Source organism: Pseudomonas sp. RW407 (assembly GCF_003176655.1).
Classification (GTDB): domain Bacteria; phylum Pseudomonadota; class Gammaproteobacteria; order Pseudomonadales; family Pseudomonadaceae; genus Pseudomonas; species Pseudomonas delhiensis.
On the sequence record NZ_QGSL01000106.1, the window covers coordinates 1553621 to 1575307 of the forward strand.

14 protein-coding genes, 2 tRNA genes and 3 rRNA genes are annotated in these 21687 nt (G+C 62.3%); 4 read left to right on the forward strand and 15 right to left on the reverse strand.

Annotated features, from left to right (window positions below; translation table 11 throughout):
• Positions 1-81 precede the first annotated feature (81 nt).
• The 12 genes from DK254_RS23705 to DK254_RS23760 form a co-directional block, all read right to left on the reverse strand.
• Complete coding sequence (locus tag DK254_RS23705; RefSeq protein ID WP_109935743.1) at positions 82-1368, reverse strand: dicarboxylate/amino acid:cation symporter; 1287 nt, start codon at positions 1366-1368, stop codon at positions 82-84.
• A 641-nt stretch (positions 1369-2009) separates the two neighbouring features.
• Positions 2010-2125 (reverse strand): 5S ribosomal RNA (rrf, locus tag DK254_RS23710).
• Between the two features lie 131 nt (positions 2126-2256).
• Positions 2257-5147, reverse strand: a 23S ribosomal RNA gene (locus DK254_RS23715).
• 237 nt (positions 5148-5384) lie between these two features.
• Positions 5385-5460, reverse strand: a tRNA-Ala gene (locus DK254_RS23720).
• Between the two features lie 15 nt (positions 5461-5475).
• Positions 5476-5552: transfer RNA gene (locus DK254_RS23725), tRNA-Ile, on the reverse strand.
• A gap of 80 nt (positions 5553-5632) precedes the next feature.
• Positions 5633-7169, reverse strand: a 16S ribosomal RNA gene (locus DK254_RS23730).
• The 16S, 23S and 5S rRNA genes sit together here with 2 tRNA genes alongside, the layout of an rRNA operon.
• A gap of 534 nt (positions 7170-7703) precedes the next feature.
• Entirely contained in the window at positions 7704-8312 is a 609-nt protein-coding gene (gene msrQ, locus DK254_RS23735; protein ID WP_109935841.1) for a protein-methionine-sulfoxide reductase heme-binding subunit MsrQ, read from the reverse strand.
• Between the two features lie 5 nt (positions 8313-8317).
• Entirely contained in the window at positions 8318-9331 is a 1014-nt protein-coding gene (msrP, locus tag DK254_RS23740; RefSeq protein ID WP_109935744.1) for a protein-methionine-sulfoxide reductase catalytic subunit MsrP, read from the reverse strand.
• Between the two features lie 62 nt (positions 9332-9393).
• Positions 9394-10212 (reverse strand): CDP-diacylglycerol--serine O-phosphatidyltransferase, encoded by an 819-nt coding sequence (pssA, locus tag DK254_RS23745; protein ID WP_089390277.1) that lies wholly within the window; start codon positions 10210-10212, stop codon positions 9394-9396.
• Between the two features lie 140 nt (positions 10213-10352).
• A complete protein-coding gene (ilvC, locus tag DK254_RS23750) occupies positions 10353-11369 on the reverse strand; it encodes a ketol-acid reductoisomerase (protein ID WP_089390276.1) in 1017 nt (338 codons plus the stop codon).
• A gap of 47 nt (positions 11370-11416) precedes the next feature.
• Entirely contained in the window at positions 11417-11908 is a 492-nt protein-coding gene (ilvN, locus tag DK254_RS23755; RefSeq protein ID WP_009612939.1) for an acetolactate synthase small subunit, read from the reverse strand.
• Between the two features lie 2 nt (positions 11909-11910).
• Positions 11911-13641: an acetolactate synthase 3 large subunit gene (locus DK254_RS23760; RefSeq protein ID WP_109935745.1), complete on the reverse strand. Its 1731-nt coding sequence runs from the start codon at positions 13639-13641 to the stop codon at positions 11911-11913.
• Positions 13642-14043: 402 nt separating this feature from the next.
• Between DK254_RS23760 and DK254_RS23765 the strand changes: the two genes are divergently transcribed.
• Positions 14044-14490, forward strand: coding sequence for a DUF4124 domain-containing protein (locus DK254_RS23765; protein ID WP_089390274.1), 447 nt, complete (start codon positions 14044-14046; stop codon positions 14488-14490).
• Positions 14491-14500: 10 nt separating this feature from the next.
• On the opposite strand, the gene DK254_RS23770 is transcribed toward DK254_RS23765, so the two are convergent.
• Genes DK254_RS23770 through mrcB form a run of 3 tightly spaced genes read right to left on the reverse strand, consistent with a single transcriptional unit; the run spans position 14501 to position 18001 of the window.
• Positions 14501-14830, reverse strand: coding sequence for a YqcC family protein (locus DK254_RS23770; RefSeq protein ID WP_109935746.1), 330 nt, complete (start codon positions 14828-14830; stop codon positions 14501-14503).
• Positions 14830-15660, reverse strand: coding sequence for a tetratricopeptide repeat protein (locus DK254_RS23775; protein ID WP_109935747.1), 831 nt, complete (start codon positions 15658-15660; stop codon positions 14830-14832). The genes DK254_RS23770 and DK254_RS23775 overlap by 1 nt, the downstream gene beginning before the upstream one ends.
• 16 nt (positions 15661-15676) lie before the next feature.
• A complete protein-coding gene (gene mrcB, locus DK254_RS23780) occupies positions 15677-18001 on the reverse strand; it encodes a penicillin-binding protein 1B (RefSeq protein ID WP_109935748.1) in 2325 nt (774 codons plus the stop codon).
• Positions 18002-18220: 219 nt separating this feature from the next.
• Between mrcB and DK254_RS23785 the strand changes: the two genes are divergently transcribed.
• The 3 genes from DK254_RS23785 (at position 18221) to DK254_RS23795 (ending at position 21172) form a co-directional block, all read left to right on the forward strand.
• Positions 18221-19783: an AAA family ATPase gene (locus DK254_RS23785; RefSeq protein ID WP_109935749.1), complete on the forward strand. Its 1563-nt coding sequence runs from the start codon at positions 18221-18223 to the stop codon at positions 19781-19783.
• Between the two features lie 208 nt (positions 19784-19991).
• Positions 19992-20264 carry a TfoX/Sxy family protein gene (locus DK254_RS23790; RefSeq protein WP_089390269.1) on the forward strand — a complete coding sequence of 91 codons (273 nt, stop codon included), beginning with the start codon at positions 19992-19994 and terminating at the stop codon, positions 20262-20264.
• A 107-nt stretch (positions 20265-20371) separates the two neighbouring features.
• Positions 20372-21172, forward strand: coding sequence for a Crp/Fnr family transcriptional regulator (locus DK254_RS23795; RefSeq protein WP_089390268.1), 801 nt, complete (start codon positions 20372-20374; stop codon positions 21170-21172).
• Positions 21173-21687: the final 515 nt, after the last annotated feature.

Genomic DNA, 21687 nt, shown 5'->3' on the forward strand with positions numbered 1-21687 from the left:
TTCTCCACTGCCTGCATGACGGGCTTCAGGAAACGACAGCGCCCCGTGCAGGGGCGCCGTAGAGGGTAGCGCGTGAAGCTTTCAATGATCCATCGATGCTTCCAGCGCCGAGGGTCCGGCGGCCAGTTCGCGATGCAGGGTTTCCTCGTCCAGTTCCTTGCACCACTTGGCCACCACCACGGTGGCCACGCCGTTGCCCACCAGGTTGGTCAGCGCGCGAGCCTCGGACATGAAGCGGTCGATGCCGAGGATCAGCGCCAGGCCGGCGACCGGCAGGTGGCCCACGGCGGACAGCGTGGCAGCCAGGACTATGAAGCCCGAGCCGGTGACGCCGGCGGCGCCCTTGGAGGCGATCAGCAGCACCGCCAGCAGGGTCACCTGGTGGATGATGTCCATCTGCGTGTCGGTGGCCTGGGCGATGAACACCGCGGCCATGGTCAGGTAGATGGAAGTGCCGTCGAGGTTGAAGGAATAGCCGGTGGGGATCACCAGGCCGACCACGGTCTTGTCGCAGCCCAGTTTCTCCATCTTGGCGATCATCCGCGGCAGCGCCGACTCCGAGGAAGAGGTGCCGAGCACGATCAGCAGTTCCTCGCGGATGTAGTTGATGAAACGCAGGATGTTGAAGCCATGGAAGCGCGCGATGCTGCCCAGCACGAGGAGCACGAAGAGGATGCAGGTGAGGTAGAAGCAGGCCATCAGCTCGCCCAGTTGCACCAGCGAACCCACGCCGTAGGCGCCGATGGTGAAGGCCATGGCACCGAAGGCGCCGATGGGGGCGACCTTCATGATCACGTTGATGATGTTGAACATCACCTGGGTGAAGCGCTCGATGAACTGGAAGATCGGCTGGCCGTAGCTGCCCATGCGGTGCAGGGCGTAGCCGAAGAGCACGGAGAAGAACAGCACCTGGAGGATGTCACCGTTGGCGAAGGCGCCGACCACGGTGTTGGGGATGATGTTGAGCAGGAACTCGATGGTGCTCTGCTTCTCGCCGGCCGAGGCGTAGGCGGCGACCTTGCTGGTATCCAGACTTGCCGGGTCGACGTGCATGCCCACACCCGGCTGGACGATGTTGACCACCGCCAGGCCGATGATCAGGGCGATGGTGGAAACCACCTCGAAGTACAGCAGGGCCATGCCACCGGTCTTGCCCACCGCCTTCATGCTCTGCATGCCGGCGATGCCGGTGACCACGGTGCAGAAGATGATGGGCGCGATGGCCATCTTGATCAGTTTGACGAAGCCGTCGCCCAGGGGTTTCATCAGCACCGCCGTGTGCGGATAGAAGTGGCCCAGGGCAACACCGATGGCGATGGCGATCAGCACCTGCACGTAGAGGCTCTTGTAGAAGGGTTTCTTGCTCATGGCGGCTACCTTTCTCCAGATCGGCGCCGGCCCTCCTGGCCCTGGCACCCGACTCCACGAACGGGCCTCCCCATCCTCGAGAGCGCGTCCTGCAGACGGTGGACTCCCGGTGAAGCCGTGCGGTGGCTGGGAGTTTGTTACCTGTTGTTTCTGACTATAGGCGCTGTGCAGCGAGGAGAAGTTCCGATTTCCAGGGGATTGCCATCGCGGTTATCCGCCGGTGGGCCTGGCGCGGGGCCGACGGCGGATAACGCTTGGAGCGTTATGCGCCCTGCGATTGCGTATTCGAACCGATGTTCCAGGCTGACACAGAACGCCGAACGGCCCCCTCTCCCGCTTGCGGGAGAGGGCTGGGGAGAGGGAACGGCGTCACCGGAAACACAACTGCCGCCGTAATAGCGCGCTGGGAAAACCGCCGACCTGCCGGCCGGATCGCGGATGAGATCCGCTCCTACGGGCACATGGCGCACATGGGTAACTGTAGGAGCGGGCCCTGCCCGCGATTCGCGCGCAGGGCGCGCGCCTACAGGGGGAGCCGGAGGTGGGCATGGCGTAGGAGCGGACCTTGTCCGCGATTGGTTTTCCCCGCGCCAAAGCAAAACCCCCGACCAGCCAGGCTGATCAGGGGTTTTGGGATAGGTGCTTGACGATGACCTACTCTCACATGGGGAAACCCCACACTACCATCGGCGATGCGTCGTTTCACTACTGAGTTCGGGATGGGATCAGGTGGTTCCAACGCTCTATGGTCGTCAAGCAATTCTTTCGGATGCCCGTGGCTTGCGCTCACGCTCATCCCGATTCGGGTATGTGACAGGTCTTTGCGGTTCTCACGAACTTTCGGTTCGTCGACTTCACCAATCAACACACAAATTGTTTGGGTGTTATATGGTCAAGCCTCACGGGCAATTAGTATCGGTTAGCTCAACGCCTCACAGCGCTTACACACCCGACCTATCAACGTCGTAGTCTTCGACGGCCCTTCAGGGGGATCGAGTCCCCAGTGAGATCTCATCTTGAGGCTAGTTTCCCGCTTAGATGCTTTCAGCGGTTATCTATTCCGAACATAGCTACCCGGCAGTGCCACTGGCGTGACAACCGGAACACCAGAGGTTCGTCCACTCCGGTCCTCTCGTACTAGGAGCAGCCCCTCTCAAATCTCAAACGTCCACGGCAGATAGGGACCGAACTGTCTCACGACGTTCTAAACCCAGCTCGCGTACCACTTTAAATGGCGAACAGCCATACCCTTGGGACCGGCTTCAGCCCCAGGATGTGATGAGCCGACATCGAGGTGCCAAACACCGCCGTCGATATGAACTCTTGGGCGGTATCAGCCTGTTATCCCCGGAGTACCTTTTATCCGTTGAGCGATGGCCCTTCCATACAGAACCACCGGATCACTAAGACCTACTTTCGTACCTGCTCGACGTGTCTGTCTCGCAGTCAAGCGCGCTTTTGCCTTTATACTCTACGACCGATTTCCGACCGGTCTGAGCGCACCTTCGTACTCCTCCGTTACTCTTTAGGAGGAGACCGCCCCAGTCAAACTGCCCACCATACACTGTCCTCGATCCGGATAACGGATCAGAGTTAGAACCTCAAGCATGCCAGGGTGGTATTTCAAGGTTGGCTCCACGCGAACTGGCGTCCACGCTTCAAAGCCTCCCACCTATCCTACACAAGCAGGCTCAAAGTCCAGTGCAAAGCTACAGTAAAGGTTCACGGGGTCTTTCCGTCTAGCCGCGGATACACTGCATCTTCACAGCGATTTCAATTTCACTGAGTCTCGGGTGGAGACAGCGCCGCCATCGTTACGCCATTCGTGCAGGTCGGAACTTACCCGACAAGGAATTTCGCTACCTTAGGACCGTTATAGTTACGGCCGCCGTTTACCGGGGCTTCGATCAAGAGCTTCGCTTTCGCTAACCCCATCAATTAACCTTCCGGCACCGGGCAGGCGTCACACCCTATACGTCCACTTTCGTGTTTGCAGAGTGCTGTGTTTTTAATAAACAGTCGCAGCGGCCTGGTATCTTCGACCGGCGTGGGCTTACGCAGTAAATACTTCACCCTCACCGGCGCACCTTCTCCCGAAGTTACGGTGCCATTTTGCCTAGTTCCTTCACCCGAGTTCTCTCAAGCGCCTTGGTATTCTCTACCCGACCACCTGTGTCGGTTTGGGGTACGGTTCCTAGTTACCTGAAGCTTAGAAGCTTTTCCTGGAAGCATGGCATCAACCACTTCGCTCTCTAAAAGAAAGCTCGTCATCAGCTCTCGGCCTTGAACACCCGGATTTGCCTAAGTGTTCGGCCTACCACCTTAAACTTGGACAACCAACGCCAAGCTGGCCTAGCCTTCTCCGTCCCTCCATCGCAGTAACTAGAAGTACAGGAATATTAACCTGTTTCCCATCGACTACGCTCTTCAGCCTCGCCTTAGGGACCGACTAACCCTGCGTCGATTAACGTTGCGCAGGAACCCTTGGTCTTTCGGCGTGGGAGTTTTTCACTCCCATTGTCGTTACTCATGTCAGCATTCGCACTTCTGATACCTCCAGCAAGCTTCTCAACTCACCTTCACAGGCTTACAGAACGCTCCTCTACCGCGCATCTTGCGATGCACCCGTAGCTTCGGTGTATGGTTTGAGCCCCGTTACATCTTCCGCGCAGGCCGACTCGACTAGTGAGCTATTACGCTTTCTTTAAAGGGTGGCTGCTTCTAAGCCAACCTCCTAGCTGTCTAAGCCTTCCCACATCGTTTACCACTTAACCATAACTTTGGGACCTTAGCTGACGGTCTGGGTTGTTTCCCTTTTCACGACGGACGTTAGCACCCGCCGTGTGTCTCCCACGCTGACACTTCCAGGTATTCGGAGTTTGCATCGGTTTGGTAAGTCGGGATGACCCCCTAGCCGAAACAGTGCTCTACCCCCTGGAGTGATACGTGAGGCGCTACCTAAATAGCTTTCGAGGAGAACCAGCTATCTCCGAGCTTGATTAGCCTTTCACTCCGATCCACAAGTCATCCCCTGCCTTTTCAACGGAAGTGGGTTCGGTCCTCCAGTCAGTGTTACCTAACCTTCAACCTGCTCATGGATAGATCGCCCGGTTTCGGGTCTATACCCAGCGACTAAACGCCCTATTAAGACTCGCTTTCGCTACGCCTCCCCTATTCGGTTAAGCTCGCCACTGAATATAAGTCGCTGACCCATTATACAAAAGGTACGCAGTCACCCAACAACGTGGGCTCCCACTGCTTGTACGCATACGGTTTCAGGTTCTATTTCACTCCCCTCTCCGGGGTTCTTTTCGCCTTTCCCTCACGGTACTGGTTCACTATCGGTCAGTCAGTAGTATTTAGCCTTGGAGGATGGTCCCCCCATGTTCAGACAACGTTTCACGTGCGCCGTCCTACTCGATTTCACTTCCTGGAACCTTTCACATACGGGGCTATCACCCACTATGGCCGCACTTTCCAGAGCGTTCTGTTAGATTCCAAGAAGCTTAAGGGCTAGTCCCCGTTCGCTCGCCACTACTAAGGGAATCTCGGTTGATTTCTGTTCCTCAGGGTACTTAGATGTTTCAGTTCCCCTGGTTCGCCTCACACACCTATGGATTCAGTGTGTGATAACCAGCTTGTGCTGGCTGGGTTCCCCCATTCAGAGATCTCCGGATCAAAGTCTGTTTGCCGACTCCCCGAAGCTTATCGCAGGCTACCACGTCTTTCATCGCCTCTGACTGCCAAGGCATCCACCGTATGCGCTTCTTCACTTGACCATATAACCCCAAGCAATCTGGTCATACGTCTCGAACGTGAAGACGACATTCGCCGAAAATTCGCGCTTGAACTCGCAAATTTTACCTTGACTTGAACAATCCCCAGTGAAAGAGATCATTCAGTCTACTTCTATCACATACCCAAATTTTTAAAGAACGGTTCTGGCACAAAGACCAGACATCAATGTTCGTTCAACACCTTGAACATTCATGTCTGAGCTTTCGACGATGCGGAGATGGTGGAGCCAAGGAGGATCGAACTCCTGACCTCCTGCGTGCAAAGCAGGCGCTCTCCCAGCTGAGCTATGGCCCCCTCTTTTCCAACGATTGGTGGGTCTGGGCAGATTCGAACTGCCGACCTCACCCTTATCAGGGGTGCGCTCTAACCGACTGAGCTACAGACCCATATAGGGTTGCCTAACCGTCGCTTACCAGTGAATCAAGCAATTCGTGTGGGAGCTTATGAGAAAGCCGGGATCTTCGATTAAGGAGGTGATCCAGCCGCAGGTTCCCCTACGGCTACCTTGTTACGACTTCACCCCAGTCATGAATCACTCCGTGGTAACCGTCCCCCCGAAGGTTAGACTAGCTACTTCTGGAGCAACCCACTCCCATGGTGTGACGGGCGGTGTGTACAAGGCCCGGGAACGTATTCACCGTGACATTCTGATTCACGATTACTAGCGATTCCGACTTCACGCAGTCGAGTTGCAGACTGCGATCCGGACTACGATCGGTTTTCTGGGATTAGCTCCGCCTCGCGGCTTGGCAACCCTCTGTACCGACCATTGTAGCACGTGTGTAGCCCTGGCCGTAAGGGCCATGATGACTTGACGTCATCCCCACCTTCCTCCGGTTTGTCACCGGCAGTCTCCTTAGAGTGCCCACCATAACGTGCTGGTAACTAAGGACAAGGGTTGCGCTCGTTACGGGACTTAACCCAACATCTCACGACACGAGCTGACGACAGCCATGCAGCACCTGTGTTCCGATTCCCGAAGGCACTCCCGCATCTCTGCAGGATTCCGGACATGTCAAGGCCAGGTAAGGTTCTTCGCGTTGCTTCGAATTAAACCACATGCTCCACCGCTTGTGCGGGCCCCCGTCAATTCATTTGAGTTTTAACCTTGCGGCCGTACTCCCCAGGCGGTCGACTTATCGCGTTAGCTGCGCCACTAAGATCTCAAGGATCCCAACGGCTAGTCGACATCGTTTACGGCGTGGACTACCAGGGTATCTAATCCTGTTTGCTCCCCACGCTTTCGCACCTCAGTGTCAGTATCAGTCCAGGTGGTCGCCTTCGCCACTGGTGTTCCTTCCTATATCTACGCATTTCACCGCTACACAGGAAATTCCACCACCCTCTACCGTACTCTAGTCAGGCAGTTATGGATGCAGTTCCCAGGTTGAGCCCGGGGATTTCACATCCATCTTACCAAACCACCTACGCGCGCTTTACGCCCAGTAATTCCGATTAACGCTTGCACCCTTCGTATTACCGCGGCTGCTGGCACGAAGTTAGCCGGTGCTTATTCTGTTGGTAACGTCAAAACTACAAGGTATTAACTTGCAGCCCTTCCTCCCAACTTAAAGTGCTTTACAATCCGAAGACCTTCTTCACACACGCGGCATGGCTGGATCAGGCTTTCGCCCATTGTCCAATATTCCCCACTGCTGCCTCCCGTAGGAGTCTGGACCGTGTCTCAGTTCCAGTGTGACTGATCATCCTCTCAGACCAGTTACGGATCGTCGCCTAGGTGAGCCATTACCCCACCTACTAGCTAATCCGACCTAGGCTCATCTGATAGCGTGAGGTCCGAAGATCCCCCACTTTCTCCCGTAGGACGTATGCGGTATTAGCGTCCCTTTCGGAACGTTGTCCCCCACTACCAGGCAGATTCCTAGGCATTACTCACCCGTCCGCCGCTGAATCAGAGAGCAAGCTCCCTTCATCCGCTCGACTTGCATGTGTTAGGCCTGCCGCCAGCGTTCAATCTGAGCCATGATCAAACTCTTCAGTTCAATACTGATCGGGTTTTGAGAAAACCCTAAACTTGGCTCAGCAATCGCAAAAAACTCTCGAATTCACGAGTGTTGCTTGTGATGCTGATAATCTTGCGATCACCAGTCTTAACCCACAAGCACCCACACGAATTGCTTGATTCAACTTGTTAAAGAGCAGTGGTTGATTCTTTCGTCTCAACCGAGGCCGCGCATTCTACGCCAACCTCTTATTCCGTCAAGCGTTATTTTCAGAATTTTTCGTTCCTACTCAACCGCTTGCGCTTTCGATCGGCCTAAGCTTCTCGTCAGCGGGAGGCGCATTCTACAGCGTTCAAACTCGCTGTCAAGCACCTCGGCGATCTTCCTTTTCGGCCCGCTGCCGGAGCAGCTATCGAACCGAAAGGCGGCAAGTGAAGCACCTGCCTGATCACCACCCCAACTTCGAACCTGCTTAAGTGCTTGATTTTCAAGCTCTTTCAGCGCTTCGTCGCTGGGAGTGGTGCGCATTATAGGGACTTCAGAATGCCCGTCAACACTTTTCTGAAAGAATCTTCAGCGCGATGCGAAACGGGCTCGTAGCGCCGGCAGTTGCCGCGCCACCGGCGGTAGGCGCAGCAACAGCAGGAATACGCCCACGGCGGCATACAACGACCAGCGTTCGAGGTCCGAACGCACGACCCACAACATATGCAGCAGGCCAAGGGCGAGGATGAGATAGACCAGCCGGTGCAGTTTCTTCCAGCCACTACCCAGCTTGCGCATGCTGTATTTGTTGGAAGTCAGCGCCAGGGGCAGCAGGCAGAGAAGGCCCAGGGCCCCGACGATGATGTAGGGCCGCTTGCGCAATTCGACACCCAGCTGCGCCCAGTCCAGGCCGAGGATGAACACGCAATAGGCGCACAGGTGCAAGCATATATAGGTGAAGCACCACAGGCCGAGCTGCCGGCGCACCAGGATCCAGCCGTTCCAGCGCGTCAGCTTCTGCAGCGGGGTCATGGCCAGGGTCAGCAGCAACAGGACCAGGCCGCCCTGCCCCAGGTTGTCGACCAGCACCTTGCCCGGGTCCGGCCCCAGGGCGAAGACCCAGGCCTGGTACAGCCAATAGAGCGGCGGCGACAGCGCCAGCAGGAATACGCTGGCGCGCCACACGGGATTGCGCATCTGCATCAGTAGTTCTTCCTCAGGTCCATCCCCGCGTACAGCGAGGCCACTTCGTCGGCGTAGCCGTTGAACATGAGGGTGGGACGAACATTGGGGCTGAATAGTCCACTGGGCAGGCGCCGCTCGCGGGCCTGGCTCCAGCGCGGGTGGTCCACCGTCGGGTTGACGTTGGCATAGAAGCCATACTCGTCGGGCGCCAGGCTTTCCCAGGTGGTCTTCGGCTGCTCGGCGACGAAGCTGATGCGGATGATCGACTTGGCGCCCTTGAAGCCGTACTTCCAGGGCACGATCAGGCGCAGCGGCGCGCCGTTCTGGTTGGCCAGGACGCGGCCATACATGCCCACGACCAGAATCGCCAGGGGGTGCATGGCCTCATCCATCCGCAGCCCTTCCACGTAGGGCCAGTCGATCAGGGCGAAGTTGGATTGCACGCCGGGCATGCGCTCGCGGTCGACCAGGGTCTCGAAGCGCAGGTACCTGGCATTGCCCGTCGGCTCGACGCGCTTGATCAGCTCCGATAGCGGGAAGCCGATCCAGGGGATGACCATGGACCAGGCCTCCACGCAGCGCAGGCGATAGATGCGCTCTTCCAGGCGGTAGGGCTTGATGAAGTCCTCGAGGGCGTACTTGCCGGGCTTCGCCACCTCGCCATCGATCACCACCGACCAGGGTTCGGTCTTCAGCGCGCCGGCGTTGGCGGCCGGGTCGCCCTTGTCCGGGCCGAACTCGTAGAAGTTGTTGTAGGTGGTCGCATCCTTGAAGGGGGTGATGCTCTCCCCCTGCACGGTGACGGCATCCCATTGGACCGTCGGCAGCTTCTCGTTGAACCAGCCGGGCGTGCTCGCGGCAGCGTCCACATCGGCGTAGCGGGAGGGGTCGGCCTGCCCCATGGCCGGCAGGCTGGCAAGGGCGGCGCCTGCCGCGCTGGCGGCGAGGAAACGGCGGCGGGAAAGGTAGAGGGCTTCGGGAGTGACTTCCGATTCATGGCAATCGGAAGGTCGGGCAATACGGATCAGCATGGCGGGCTCCGCAACGACTGGCTGTGTGCGCCAATAGACTGCGAAGCCCGGGGGAAATTACATCAGCTCGGGCGACGACGGCGGCGCAGTTGCAACAAGTATTGCACCGGACCGGACGCGGCATAAGCGAGGAACAGCAGCAGCAGGATGCGCGGCGGGTCGGTGAAGACCACAGCGAAGGCCAGCACCACCACCAGGATCGCCACGAAGGGCACGCGGCCACGCAGGTCGAGGTCCTTGAAGCTGTGGTACTTGATGTTGCTGACCATCAGCATGCCGGCGGCGGCGACCATCAGCGCGACCAGCAGGGAGACCTTGGCGCCCTGGATCTCGAAGTCGGCGAAGGCCCACACGGTGCCGGCCACCAGGGCCGCGGCGGCCGGGCTGGCCAGGCCGATGAAGTAGCGCTTGTCGGCCTTGCCCACCTGGGTGTTGAAGCGTGCCAGGCGCAGCGCGGCACCGGCCACGTAGATGAAGGCGACCATCCAGCCGACCTTGCCCAGGCTGCTCAGCGCCCATTCGAAGGCGACCAGCGCCGGGGCCACGCCGAAGGCGACCATGTCCGACAGCGAGTCGTACTCGGCGCCGAACGCGCTCTGGGTGTTGGTCAGGCGCGCGACGCGACCGTCCAGGCCATCCAGGACCATGGCGACGAAGATGGCGATGGCGGCATTGGAGAAGTCGCCGCTCATGGCGTTGATGATGGCGTACAGGCCGGTGAACAGCGCCGCGGTGGTGAACAGGTTGGGCAGCAGGTAGATGCCGCGGTGGCGGACCTTGCGGCCGTCGGCGTCGTGCCCTTCCTCGACGTGCTCGTCGATGGGCAGCAGGCTTTCGGTTTCTTCGGAGGCCTTGTTCGGCTCCTCGGGACCTTCACTCATGGAGACTTCCTTAGGGAACTCAGCGGAATACGATCGAGCGCGGGGCACGGACGCCCTGGCGCACAGGCTTTATACCAGAACCCTGCGCAAGAACGAAAAAACGCGGCCGGAGCCGCGTTTCTTCGAGTGTCGGAAAGCCCTTAGTTCTTGGACTTGTCGACGATCTTGTTGGCGGCGATCCAGGGCATCATGGCGCGCAGCTGCTCGCCGATGACTTCGATGCCATGGGCCGCGTTGTTGCGGCGGTAGGCGGTCATCGACGGGTAGTTGGTGGCGCCTTCGCTGATGAACATCTTGGCGTATTCGCCGTTCTGGATGCGCTTGAGGGCATTGCGCATGGCAGCACGGGATTCGGCGTTGATGACTTCCGGGCCGGTCACGTACTCGCCGTACTCGGCGTTGTTGGAGATCGAGTAGTTCATGTTGGCGATGCCGCCTTCGTACATGAGGTCGACGATCAGCTTCAGTTCGTGCAGGCACTCGAAGTAGGCCATTTCCGGCGCGTAGCCGGCTTCGACCAGGGTTTCGAAACCGGCCTTGACCAGCTCGACGCAACCGCCGCACAGAACGGCCTGCTCGCCGAACAGGTCGGTTTCGGTCTCGTCCTTGAAGGTGGTTTCGATGATGCCGGTGCGGCCGCCGCCGACGCCGCAGGCGTAGGACAGGGCGACGTTCTTGGCGTTGCCGGAAGCGTCCTGGTAGATGGCGATCAGGTCAGGGATGCCGCCGCCCTTGACGAACTCGGAGCGCACGGTGTGGCCCGGGGCCTTCGGCGCGATCATGATCACGTCGAGGTCGGCACGCGGTACGACCTGGTTGTAGTGGATGGAGAAGCCGTGGGCGAAGGCCAGGGTGGCACCCTTCTTCAGGTTCGGCTCGACCTCTTCCTTGTACAGGCGGCCTTGGAACTCGTCCGGGGTCAGGATCATGACCAGGTCGGCGGCAGCGACGGCGCTGGCCACGTCGGCCACTTTCAGGCCGTGGTTCTGCGCCTTGACGGCGGACGGCGAGCCCGAACGCAGGCCGACGGTGACGTCGACGCCGGAGTCCTTCAGGTTGCAGGCATGGGCATGGCCCTGGGAACCGTAACCGATGATGGCAACTTTCTTGCCCTGGATGATGGAGAGGTCACAGTCTTTATCGTAGAAAACGCGCATTTGGGTAATTCCCCTGGTCTAGTGGCCTCGTGGGCCGTCTTTCAAATTCAGATGCTGAGAGTCTTGTCGCCACGGGCGATGCCGGTCACCCCGGTCCGCACCGTCTCGATGATCGCAGCGGTGCCGATGGCCTGGATGAAGCTGTCGAGCTTGTCGCTGGTGCCGGCCAGTTGCACGGTGTAGACGCTGCTGGTGACGTCGACGATCTGCCCGCGGAAGATGTCGGTGGTGCGCTTGACCTCGGCGCGCTGGGCGCCGGTGGCCTTGATCTTCACCAGCATCAGCTCGCGCTCGATGTGGGCGCTTTCCGACAGGTTCACCAGCTTCACCACCTCGATCAGCTTGTTGAGGTTCTTGGTGATCTGCTCGATGACTTCGTCATGGCCGGCCGTGGTCAGGGTGAGGCGCGACAGGGTCGGGTCCTCGGTCGGCGCCACGGTCAGGGTCTCGATGTTGTAGTTGCGCTGGGAGAACAGGCCGACCACGCGGGACAGCGCGCCGGGTTCGTTTTCCAGCAGCAGGGAAATGATGTGTCGCATGATCAGGTACGCTCCGTCTTGCTCAGCCACATGTCGCGCATCGCACCGCCGCGGATCTGCATCGGGTAGACGTGCTCGCTGGTATCGACCTGGATGTCGAGGAAGACCAGGCGGTTCTTCATGGCGAACGCCTCTTCCATCTTCGGCTTCAGGTCCTTGAGGTCGGTGATGCGCATACCGACGTGGCCATAGGCCTCGGCCAGCTTGACGAAGTCAGGCAGGGATTCCATGTAGGAGTGCGAGTAGCGGCTGTTGTACTGCATGTCCTGCCATTGGCGGACCATGCCCAGCGCACCGTTGTTCAGGTTGACGATCTTCACCGGCAGGTCGTACTGCAGGCAGGTCGACAGCTCCTGGATGTTCATCTGGATGCTGCCTTCGCCGGTCACGCAGGCCACGTCGGCCTCCGGGAAGTTCAGCTTCACGCCCATGGCCGCGGGGAAACCGAAGCCCATGGTGCCCAGGCCACCGGAGTTGATCCAGCGGTTGGGCTTGTTGAAGCGGTAGTACTGGGCGGCGAACATCTGGTGCTGGCCCACGTCGGAGGCCACGAAGGCGTCGCCGCCGGTGACTTCCCAGAGGGTCTCGATGACGCTCTGCGGCTTGATGATGCTGCCGTCGCCCTTGTCGTAGGGGAACAGGCCGCGGTTACCGCGCCACTCGTCGATCTGCTTCCACCAGGCGGCCAGGGCTTCCTTGTTCGGGGTCTCGCCGATTTCCTTGAGGATGGTGGCCATCTCGGCCAGCACGCTGTCCACCGGACCGACGATCGGGATGTCGGCCTTGACGGTCTTGGAGATCGAGGCCGGGTCGATGTCGACGTGGATGATCTTGGCGTTCGGGCAGAACTTGGCGGCGGTCTCGCCGTTGATGACACGGTCATCGAAGCGCGCGCCGACGGCGAAGATCACGTCCGCGTGGTGCATCGCCAGGTTGGCGGTGTAGCTGCCGTGCATGCCGAGCATGCCGACGAACTGGCGATCGTTGCCGGGGAAACCGCCCAGGCCCATCAGGGTGTTGGTCACCGGGACGTTGAGCAGGCGCGCCACTTCGGTCAGCGGCTCGGCGGCATTGCCCATGATCACGCCGCCACCGGCGTAGATGATCGGGCGCTTGGCCGACAGCAGCAGCTCGGCGGCCTTGCGGATCTGGCCGGAGTGACCGCGAACCGCGGGGCTGTAGGAGCGCAGCTTGACCTTCTTCGGATACGAATACTCGAACTTCTGCGTCGGATCGCCCATGTCCTTCGGAATGTCGATCACCACCGGGCCCGGACGGCCGGACTGGGCGATGTAGAAGGCCTTCTTGATCACCTCGGGGATTTCCGAGGGATGCTTGATGATGAAGCTGTGCTTCACGATCGGCCGGGAGATACCGACCATGTCGGTTTCCTGGAAGGCATCGGTGCCGACCATGTTGCTCGCGACCTGGCCGGAGATCACCACCATCGGGATGGAGTCCATGTAGGCGGTGGCGATGCCGGTGATGGCGTTGGTCGCACCCGGGCCGGAGGTCACCAGGACCACGCCGGGCTTGCCGGTGGCGCGCGCATAGCCATCGGCCATGTGGGTAGCGGCCTGCTCGTGACGCACCAGGATGTGGGTCACTTCGTTCTCTTTGAAGAGAGCGTCGTAGATGTGCAGGAGGGCACCGCCCGGGTACCCGTAGATGTACTTAACGCCTTCGTCACGCAACGAGCGGACGACCATTTCAGCGCCGGATAAAAGCTCCACGTTGTCACCTCTAGAACGCTAAACGATCTCCCAGGGGCGGGGGACCGAAACTTGGTTGGCTGCCCGGCAGACAATTGGGCGAATGTAATCGCCGGCTACGTCGACTGCCGAATGAGCAGAACTTGGAGGCGCACCTGGTGTGTTACGGAGGGCCTCCACCCAGCGCGAGGTAACGCGAAGCAGGGTGAAACTTAGCGGCGCGGGTAGCGCCTCTTGTCTGCCGAGTAAAACCAGCTTGCGGCCGGCCCACTGCAGCGAACCTTGGATTCTTCTGATTCGGCCGCGTCAAGTCAAGCCATATATGGATTTGTGTCTGACGCAGGTTGTGATCTTTCTCTGCGGACGCATCGACACTTTTGGTTATAGTTACCCGCAGTTTCCGCATCCAAGGACCGAAACCGCATGCGACGGACGATTGTGATGGGCGCCCTGATGTTCGCCCTGAGTGCTCCGCTGATGGCCGCCCAGGTATACAAGTGGGTCGACGCCCAGGGTGTCACGCATTTCGGCGCGCAGCCGCCGCAGGGCACCGAAGCCGCCACCGTGGACACCAAGGTCGCCCCGCCGCCCTCGGGCTTCCCGCTGCCACCCAGGCCGGCCCCGGCGGCCGCGCCCTCGGCCAGCGACAAGCAGAAGGCGGCCGACGAAAAGGTGCGCCAGGAAGTCGCCCAGCAGGAGGCCGAGCGTGCGCGCTACTGCGACACCCTGCGGACCAACCTGGCACAGCTGAAGAACAACCCGCGGGTACGGGTGGCCGACGACGACGGCGAGATGCGACGCATCCCGGAAGAAGAACGGCAGGCCCGCATCACCCAGACCGAGCAGGACCTGCAGAAGAACTGCAACTGACCGGCGTGGCTCAGGGCGCCTCGCCGATCAGCCGGTCGAACTCGCCCAGGGCCTCGAACAGGGTGAGCATGCGCTCGCCCTCGTTCGCGTAGACCACTTCGGCGATGGAGCGGATGCCCGAAGCGTGCGGCAGGTCCGCGCCGCTCTCGATGATCAGCTTCATCCGCGGCAGGAAGATCCACTGCAGCCATTGCTCCAGTTCCAGCGTATCCACGCAGAACGGCTCCTGGCTGGCCAGCGCCTCGTCCGAAGGCGACTGCTCTTCCCACATGGCCAGCGCACGCAGTTCCCGCTCGATCAGCAGGAGCTGGTCGGCGATGGCAGGCAGGCGGCCGTCCATCACAGCGTCGCCTTGGCGTTCTGCCGCGCGGTAGCTGCGCCAGCCGCGTCACCCTGGGCCTCGCGGGCCTTGGCGATCACGTCCCACAGGCTGGCCTGCAGCGTCGGCCGGCCGTTGGCCAGCGACAGGCCGCGGCGGGCCACCTGCTCGGCCTGGGCGGCGTCGCCCTGGGCCAGGCGTACCTGGGCGAGCTTGTAGAGCACCTGCGGCTCGCGCGGAGCGATGCGCTGGGCGCGCTCCAGGCTGGCCGAGGCGCCGTTGAGGTCGCCGCTGCCCTGCTGTTGCTGGGCGGTGGTGAGCAGCGCCAGGACCGGGCCATCGAGCTGCTCGTCGGCGGCCAGCGGCGCGTTGCGCGAGGGAATGCCGGACGGCGCCTGCACCGGCGCGGCCGGGGCCTGCTGCTGGTAGCTGGGCTGTTGCTGCTGGTAGACCGGTTGCTGGTAGGTCTGCTGGCTGAAGCCGCCGGTGGCGCTGATGTTGCTCGGCGCACTGCCGGCGGGCGCCGCCGGGGCGCCGCCATATTGCGTACCGGGGGTGGCCGGGCCGGTGGAGATAGGCGCCGTGCCGGTCTGCGCCGGGAAGGCCTGGATCGGCGCCATGCCGGCATCCTGGGGCACCATCACGGTCACGCCGGAATCACCGGCCGGCTGCGACGCCGCACTCGGCGCGGTGTTGGCATAGGCCGGGCGGTTGGCATTGGAATAGCCGACACGCTCCTGGTTGGACACCGAGGTGCCGGAATCCTGCACCGGGATAGCGCCCTGCTGCGGGGTGGCGCAGCCGGACAGCACGGCCGCGGCGGCAGCCACGGCAAACCATGCGTTTCTCACTTCGAATCCTCTCGCCTCAATTCAGCCAGCCACGGACCCAGTCCATGACCTCGCCGGCCGGCGTCTGCTGGTTGTTACCACAGCCGGCGCCCGGCGCCGGCTCGCTTCCGCGAATATAGGGCATCTGCACGGCGCCCGGACAATTGGCGTCGCTGCCCTGGCCGGTACGCGGATCGACCCAGGCCATGCCGACATTATCCGGCACCGGCATGTCCAGCGGCAGGGGGTCGGCCTTGCGCATGAAACTGGTCCAGATCTGCAGCGCGCCGGTGGCGCCGGTGAAGGGTGTCTTGCCGTTGTCGTCGCGACCCAGCCAGACCACCGCCAGCAGGTCCTGGCCGAAGCCGGAGAACCAGCTGTCGCGGGAATCGTTGGTGGTGCCGGTCTTGCCCGCCAGGGTCAGGTTCGACGGCAGCTGGTTGTAGGCCGAGCGCGCGGTGCCTTCGCGCATCACCCGCTGCATGGCGTTCTGCAGCAGGTAGATGGAGCCCGAGTCGAAGCGCTGCTGGACCTGGAATGGATAGCGCTTGAGCGGCTGGCCGTCGGCGGCGACCACGCTGCGGATGCTGCGCAGCGGGGTGTTGAAGCCGCCGCTGGCGATGGTCTGGTACATGGTCGCCACCTGCATCGGCGTCATGGCGCCGGCGCCCAGCAGCATGGACGGGTAGGCCGGCCAGTCCACCTGCACGCCCAGGCGCTCGAGGGTCTTGAGCACGTTGGGCACGCCCAGGTCCAGGCCCAGCTTGGCGGTGGACAGGTTCAGCGAACGCGCCAGCCCCTGGTAGAGGAAGATGGTGCCGTTGGAATCGCCTTCGTAGTTCTTCGGCGTCCACACCTGGCCGTCCTTGCCCTTGATGGAGAACGGCTGGTCCTGGATCCAGGTGGTCAGGGTGTACTGGCTGGGCCGTTCGAGGGCGGTCAGGTAGACCGCCGGCTTGACCAGCGAGCCGATCGGCCGCGTGGCGTCCACCGCGCGGTTGAAGCCGGCGAAGCGCGAGTCGCGACTGCCGATCAGCGCCTGCACCTCGCCGGTCTCCGGGTTGGTCACGACCATCGCGGTTTCCGTCTGGTCCAGGCCCTTGCGCCCGGCGAAACGCTTGAAGGTCTCGGTGACCGCGGTTTCCGCCTTGTACTGCAGGATGGGGTCGAAGCTGGTGAAGATGCGCAGGCCTTCCTCGGTCAGGTCTTCCTCGCGGTAGTCCTGGCGCAGCTGGCGCTTCACCAGGTCGAGGAACGCCGGGTAGGAACTGTTGGCCATGCTGCCCTGGCGGGTCACGCCCAGGGGCGCCTGCTTGGCCGCCGCGGCCTGCTCGGGGGTGATCACGCCCTGCTCGGCGAGCACGTCGAGCACCACGTTGCGCCGCTCCATCGCGCGCTCCGGGTTGCGCCGCGGGTTGTAGTAGGACGGTCCCTTGACCATGCCCACCAGCAGCGCGATCTGCGGCAGCTTGAGCTCGGACAGCGGCTGGCTGAAGAAGTACTGGCTGGCCAGGCCGAAGCCGTTCACCGAGCGCTGGCCGTCCTGGCCGAGGAACACCTCGTTGAGGTAGCCCTCGAGGATCTCGCGCTTGTCGTAGTGCAGCTCCAGCAGCACCGCCATCATGGCTTCGGTGAGCTTGCGGCTGAGGCTGCGCTCGTTGGTCAGGAAGAAGTTCTTCACCAGCTGCTGGGTCAGGGTGCTGCCGCCCTGGCGCAGCTGCCCGGCGCTGGCGTTGACCCAGACGGCGCGGGCGATGGACTTCAGCGATACGCCGTGGTGGGACCAGAAGTCGCGGTCTTCCACCGCCACCAGGGTGTCGACCAGGTACGGCGGCACCTCGTCCAGCTTGATGAGGATGCGGTCCTCGTTGTGCGAGGGGTACATGCCGCCGATCAGCAGCGGCTCCATGCGCGCCACGTCCAGCTTGGCACCGTCGGCGCGGGACAGGCCGGCCACGTAGTCGCCGGAGAAGCGCACGCGGATGCGCTGCGCGGGCTCGGCGCCCTCGTAGAACTGGAAGCCGCGGGTGTTGAGGTCGACGGTGCCGCCGGAGACGGCCACCATGCCCGGGCCGCTGACCGCGCCGTCGCGGCGGTAGCCCAGGGCACCGAGCTCCTGGAGGAAGTCGTCCTTGCTCAGCTTCAGGCCGACGAACAGCTCCAGCGGCCGGGCATAGACCTTGGCCGGGATGGTCCAGCGCTTGCCGGAGAACTTCTCCTGCACCACCGCATCGAGGTACACGGCGAAACCGGCCAGCACGACCAGGCCGACCAGGCTGAGCTTGAGCAGCCAGCCCAGCCACTTGCGCGACGGAGCGGGCTTTTGATTCTTACGGGAACGGGGGGATCGGGGACGCGTCATGGCGGCGCATTATACGTACTTTATCCACAGGGGACAGACGCCGAGCGAGGCGGCGTCCGGGCTCTGTCGCGGGCACGCGGCGGGGCCCCGGCCATGGCGACGCAGCTTCGACCAGCGCCCGGCCGATTGGTTGCCTGTGGCGCCGCGCAAGTTTGCAGCCACCGGCGATGCCGCCATAATGCCTGCCTCCCGAATCCGGACAGCCAAGGACAATATCCCGTGAGCCAGACTCTGATCGCTGCCCTGCAGAACCCTGCCCTGTACCCCCACCCGGTGGAGCAGGTGCGGGTCATCGAAACCCACATCTCCTGGGTCCTGCTCACCGGCCAGTACGCCTACAAGATCAAGAAGCCGGTGAACTTCGGCTTCCTCGACTTCACCGACCTCGCCGCGCGCAAGCACTTCTGCGAGGAAGAACTGCGCCTGAACCAGCGCCTCACCGAGGGCCTGTACCTGGACGTGCTGCCGATCACCGGCAGCGAGGCCGCGCCGCAGCTGGGCGGCGAAGGCCCCGCGATCGAATACGCGCTCAAGTGCCGCGAATTCCCGCAGAACGCGCTGCTCAGCGAAGTGCAGGCGCGCGGCGAACTGACCTCCGCGCACATCGACGCCCTGGCGAAGCAGATCGCCGGCTTCCACCTGCGCACCCCGCAGGTCCCGCAGGACAACCCGCTGGGGTCGGCCGAGGCGGTGATGGCGCCGGTGCGGCAGAACTTCGAGCAGATCCGCCCGCTGCTCGGCGACAAGGCCGACCTGCTGCAGCTGGATGCCCTGGAAGCCTGGGCCGAAAGCTCCTACGCCCGCCTGGAGCCGCTGCTGCAGGCGCGCAAGGCGAACGGCCTCGTCCGCGAATGCCACGGCGACATCCACCTGGGCAACGCCGCGCTGATCGACGGCCAGGTGGTGCTGTTCGACTGCATCGAGTTCAACGAGCCGTTCCGCTTCACCGACGTCTGCGCCGACTACGCCTTCCTCGCCATGGACCTCGAGGACCGCGGCCTGAAATGCCACGCGCGGCGCTTCGTCAGCCAGTACCTGGAGCTGACCGGCGACTACCAGTCCCTGGAAATCCTCAACTTCTACAAGGCCTACCGCGCCCTGGTGCGGGCCAAGATCGCCCTGTTCAGCCTGGCCCACCAGCACGACGCCGTGCAGAAGGCCGCGACCCTGCGCCAGTACCGCAACTACGCCAACCTGGCGGAGAGCTACAGCGCCATCCCCTCGCGCTTCCTGGCCCTGACCATGGGCGTTTCCGCGGTGGGCAAGAGCTCGGTGGCGCTGCGCCTGGTCGAAGCCCTGGGCGCCATCCGCCTGCGCTCGGACGTGGAGCGCAAGCGCCTGTTCGGCGAACAGCAGGACGCCCAGCGTGGCGCCCTGGAAGGCGGCATCTACAACGCCGAATCCAGCGCGGCCACCTACGAGCGCCTCAACACCCTGGCCGGCGACATCCTGCGCGCCGGCTACCCGGTGGTGCTCGACGCCACCTTCCTCAAGCACGCCCAGCGCCAGGCCGCGCGCCACATCGCCGACGACACCGGGGTGCCCTACCTGATCCTCGACTGCCAGGCGCCGGAAAACGTGATCGCCAGCTGGCTGGCCCAGCGCCAGGCGCAGGGCGGTGACCCGTCCGACGCCACCCTCGAGGTGGTGCAGGCCCAGCAGGCCGGGCGCGAGGCCCTGGACGCCGACGAGCAGGCCCACAGCAAGCGCGTCGACACCCAGGACAGCGCCAGCCTGGACACCCTGGTAAGCAGCATCCGCCAGCGCCTGCCGGGCCTCTGAGAACCGGCTCCAGCCCGGGCGTCGAGTATGCCCGGGCTGCCGTTCGTCACGCCGAGGGCGCTTTGGCGCCCGCCGATGTCACAAAGCCACATTGTCCCGCCACCGGCCCGCTACACTTCATCGTCAAGTGAGCCGGCCGTCTCCAGCAGTTCACGGCCGTCGCCGCCATGCATGACCCACCCCGTGTGCCGCATCGCAAGGACCGACGATGAACGACGAACTGCTGCATCTGAAGAATCTTGGCAAGACCTCGGCCCAATGGCTGCACGCCGTGGGCATCCACAACGTTTCCGACCTGCGCCGCCTGGGGGCGGTCGGCGCCTACCGCGCCGTTCGGGCCCGCGGCTTCAGGGCCTCCAAGGTACTGCTCTATGCCATCGAAGGGGCCCTGCTGGATGTCCACTGGAACGACCTGCCACCGGCGCACAAGGCCGACCTGCTGGGCCAGTTGGAAACTTTCCCCCAAAGGAATCAGAGTTAGCTCACAAGCCTTCCAGGAAATGATTTACGGCAGCGGGCCAGAACCCTATCGTTTCAGGGCCCTTCGTGCGCCTCGACCGCCAACGTCCGTCCAAGGAATCACGGCCCATGTACCTACTCGGTGAACAACCGGCATACGCCGACCAGCTGATCAGCCGCCTGCAGGGGATTCCCGCCCAGCTGCTTTCCGGCCTCGCCCCCTGCGCGGAGCCCATCCGCCTGGAACGTACCGACGACCTGGCGGCCGAGCTGCCCAACCAGCAGCTGTTCCTGATCGAGAACGGCCTGCTCCACGCGCTGGTCGACGAACGCCCGCTGTTCTACCTGCAGGAGGGCGACCTGGTGGGCCTGCGCCAGGGCATCGACCTGCCGCCGTGCCGCTACACCAGCGACGAGCCGCTGTGCCTGATCCCCTACTCGCGCAGCGACGTGTTCCACCACATCCACGCCGACGAGCAGCGCCAGGAGCTGTTCCTGCACTACCTGATCGGCCACACCGCGCTGCTTTCCGATGCCCTGGCGCACCTCAAGCAGCCGGACATCCGCCCCTCCACCGGCTTCCGCCACTTCGCCGCCGGCGACCAGCTGATCCAGCAAGGCGACGACGCCGAGCACGTGTTCATCATCATCGAGGGCCACGCCGAGGCCTTCGTCGACGGGCAGAAGGTCGGCGACGTGCAGAAGGACGAGATCTTCGGCGCCATGGCCGTGTTCACCGGCGAGAAGCGCAGCGCCAGCGTGGTCGCCAGCGAGCCCTGCACCGTGATGGTGATCCCCAAGGACCAGTTCCTCAGCCTGATGCAGAGCAACCCGCGCATCGCCCACAGCCTGATCGAGGGCATGGCGCGGCGCATCGACCTGCTCAACCGCGAGGTCACCCAGCTGCGCCTGCAGCTCGGCGCCGGCTAGCGCCAGCCGAAGCCCCAGGACGAAGCCCGGCCATGCGCCGGGCTTCGTCGTTTCTGCATGGCGAAATTTTTTTGCGAAATGCTGTTGACTCACAAATGATAATAGTTATTATTACCACGGCTGGCCGCGAGGTCGGCGGGTAAGCTGAGAGCCCTACTCGCAGTCGGACGATCAGATTATCTCCTCATCAGGCTAATCACGGTTTTAGACCCGGCTCACCGCCGGGTCTTTTTTTGCCCGCGATTTTTCCAGGCGCCCCTCCCCATGACCGTTCGCCGGGAAATGCCGGAGCGATGAAAAAAGCGTTGACTCGCGAATGATAATTGTTATTATTAACTCAACTGGTCGCGAGGCCAGTCGGTAAGCTGAGCGGCCACCGCAGTCGGACGATCAGATTATCTCCTCATCAGGCTAATCACGGTTTCGACCCGGCTCATCGCCGGGTCTTTTTTTGCCTGAAGGAAAGTCATGGGCGGGGGATTTCTTTTCGTAGGAGCGAGCTTGCTCGCGAACAG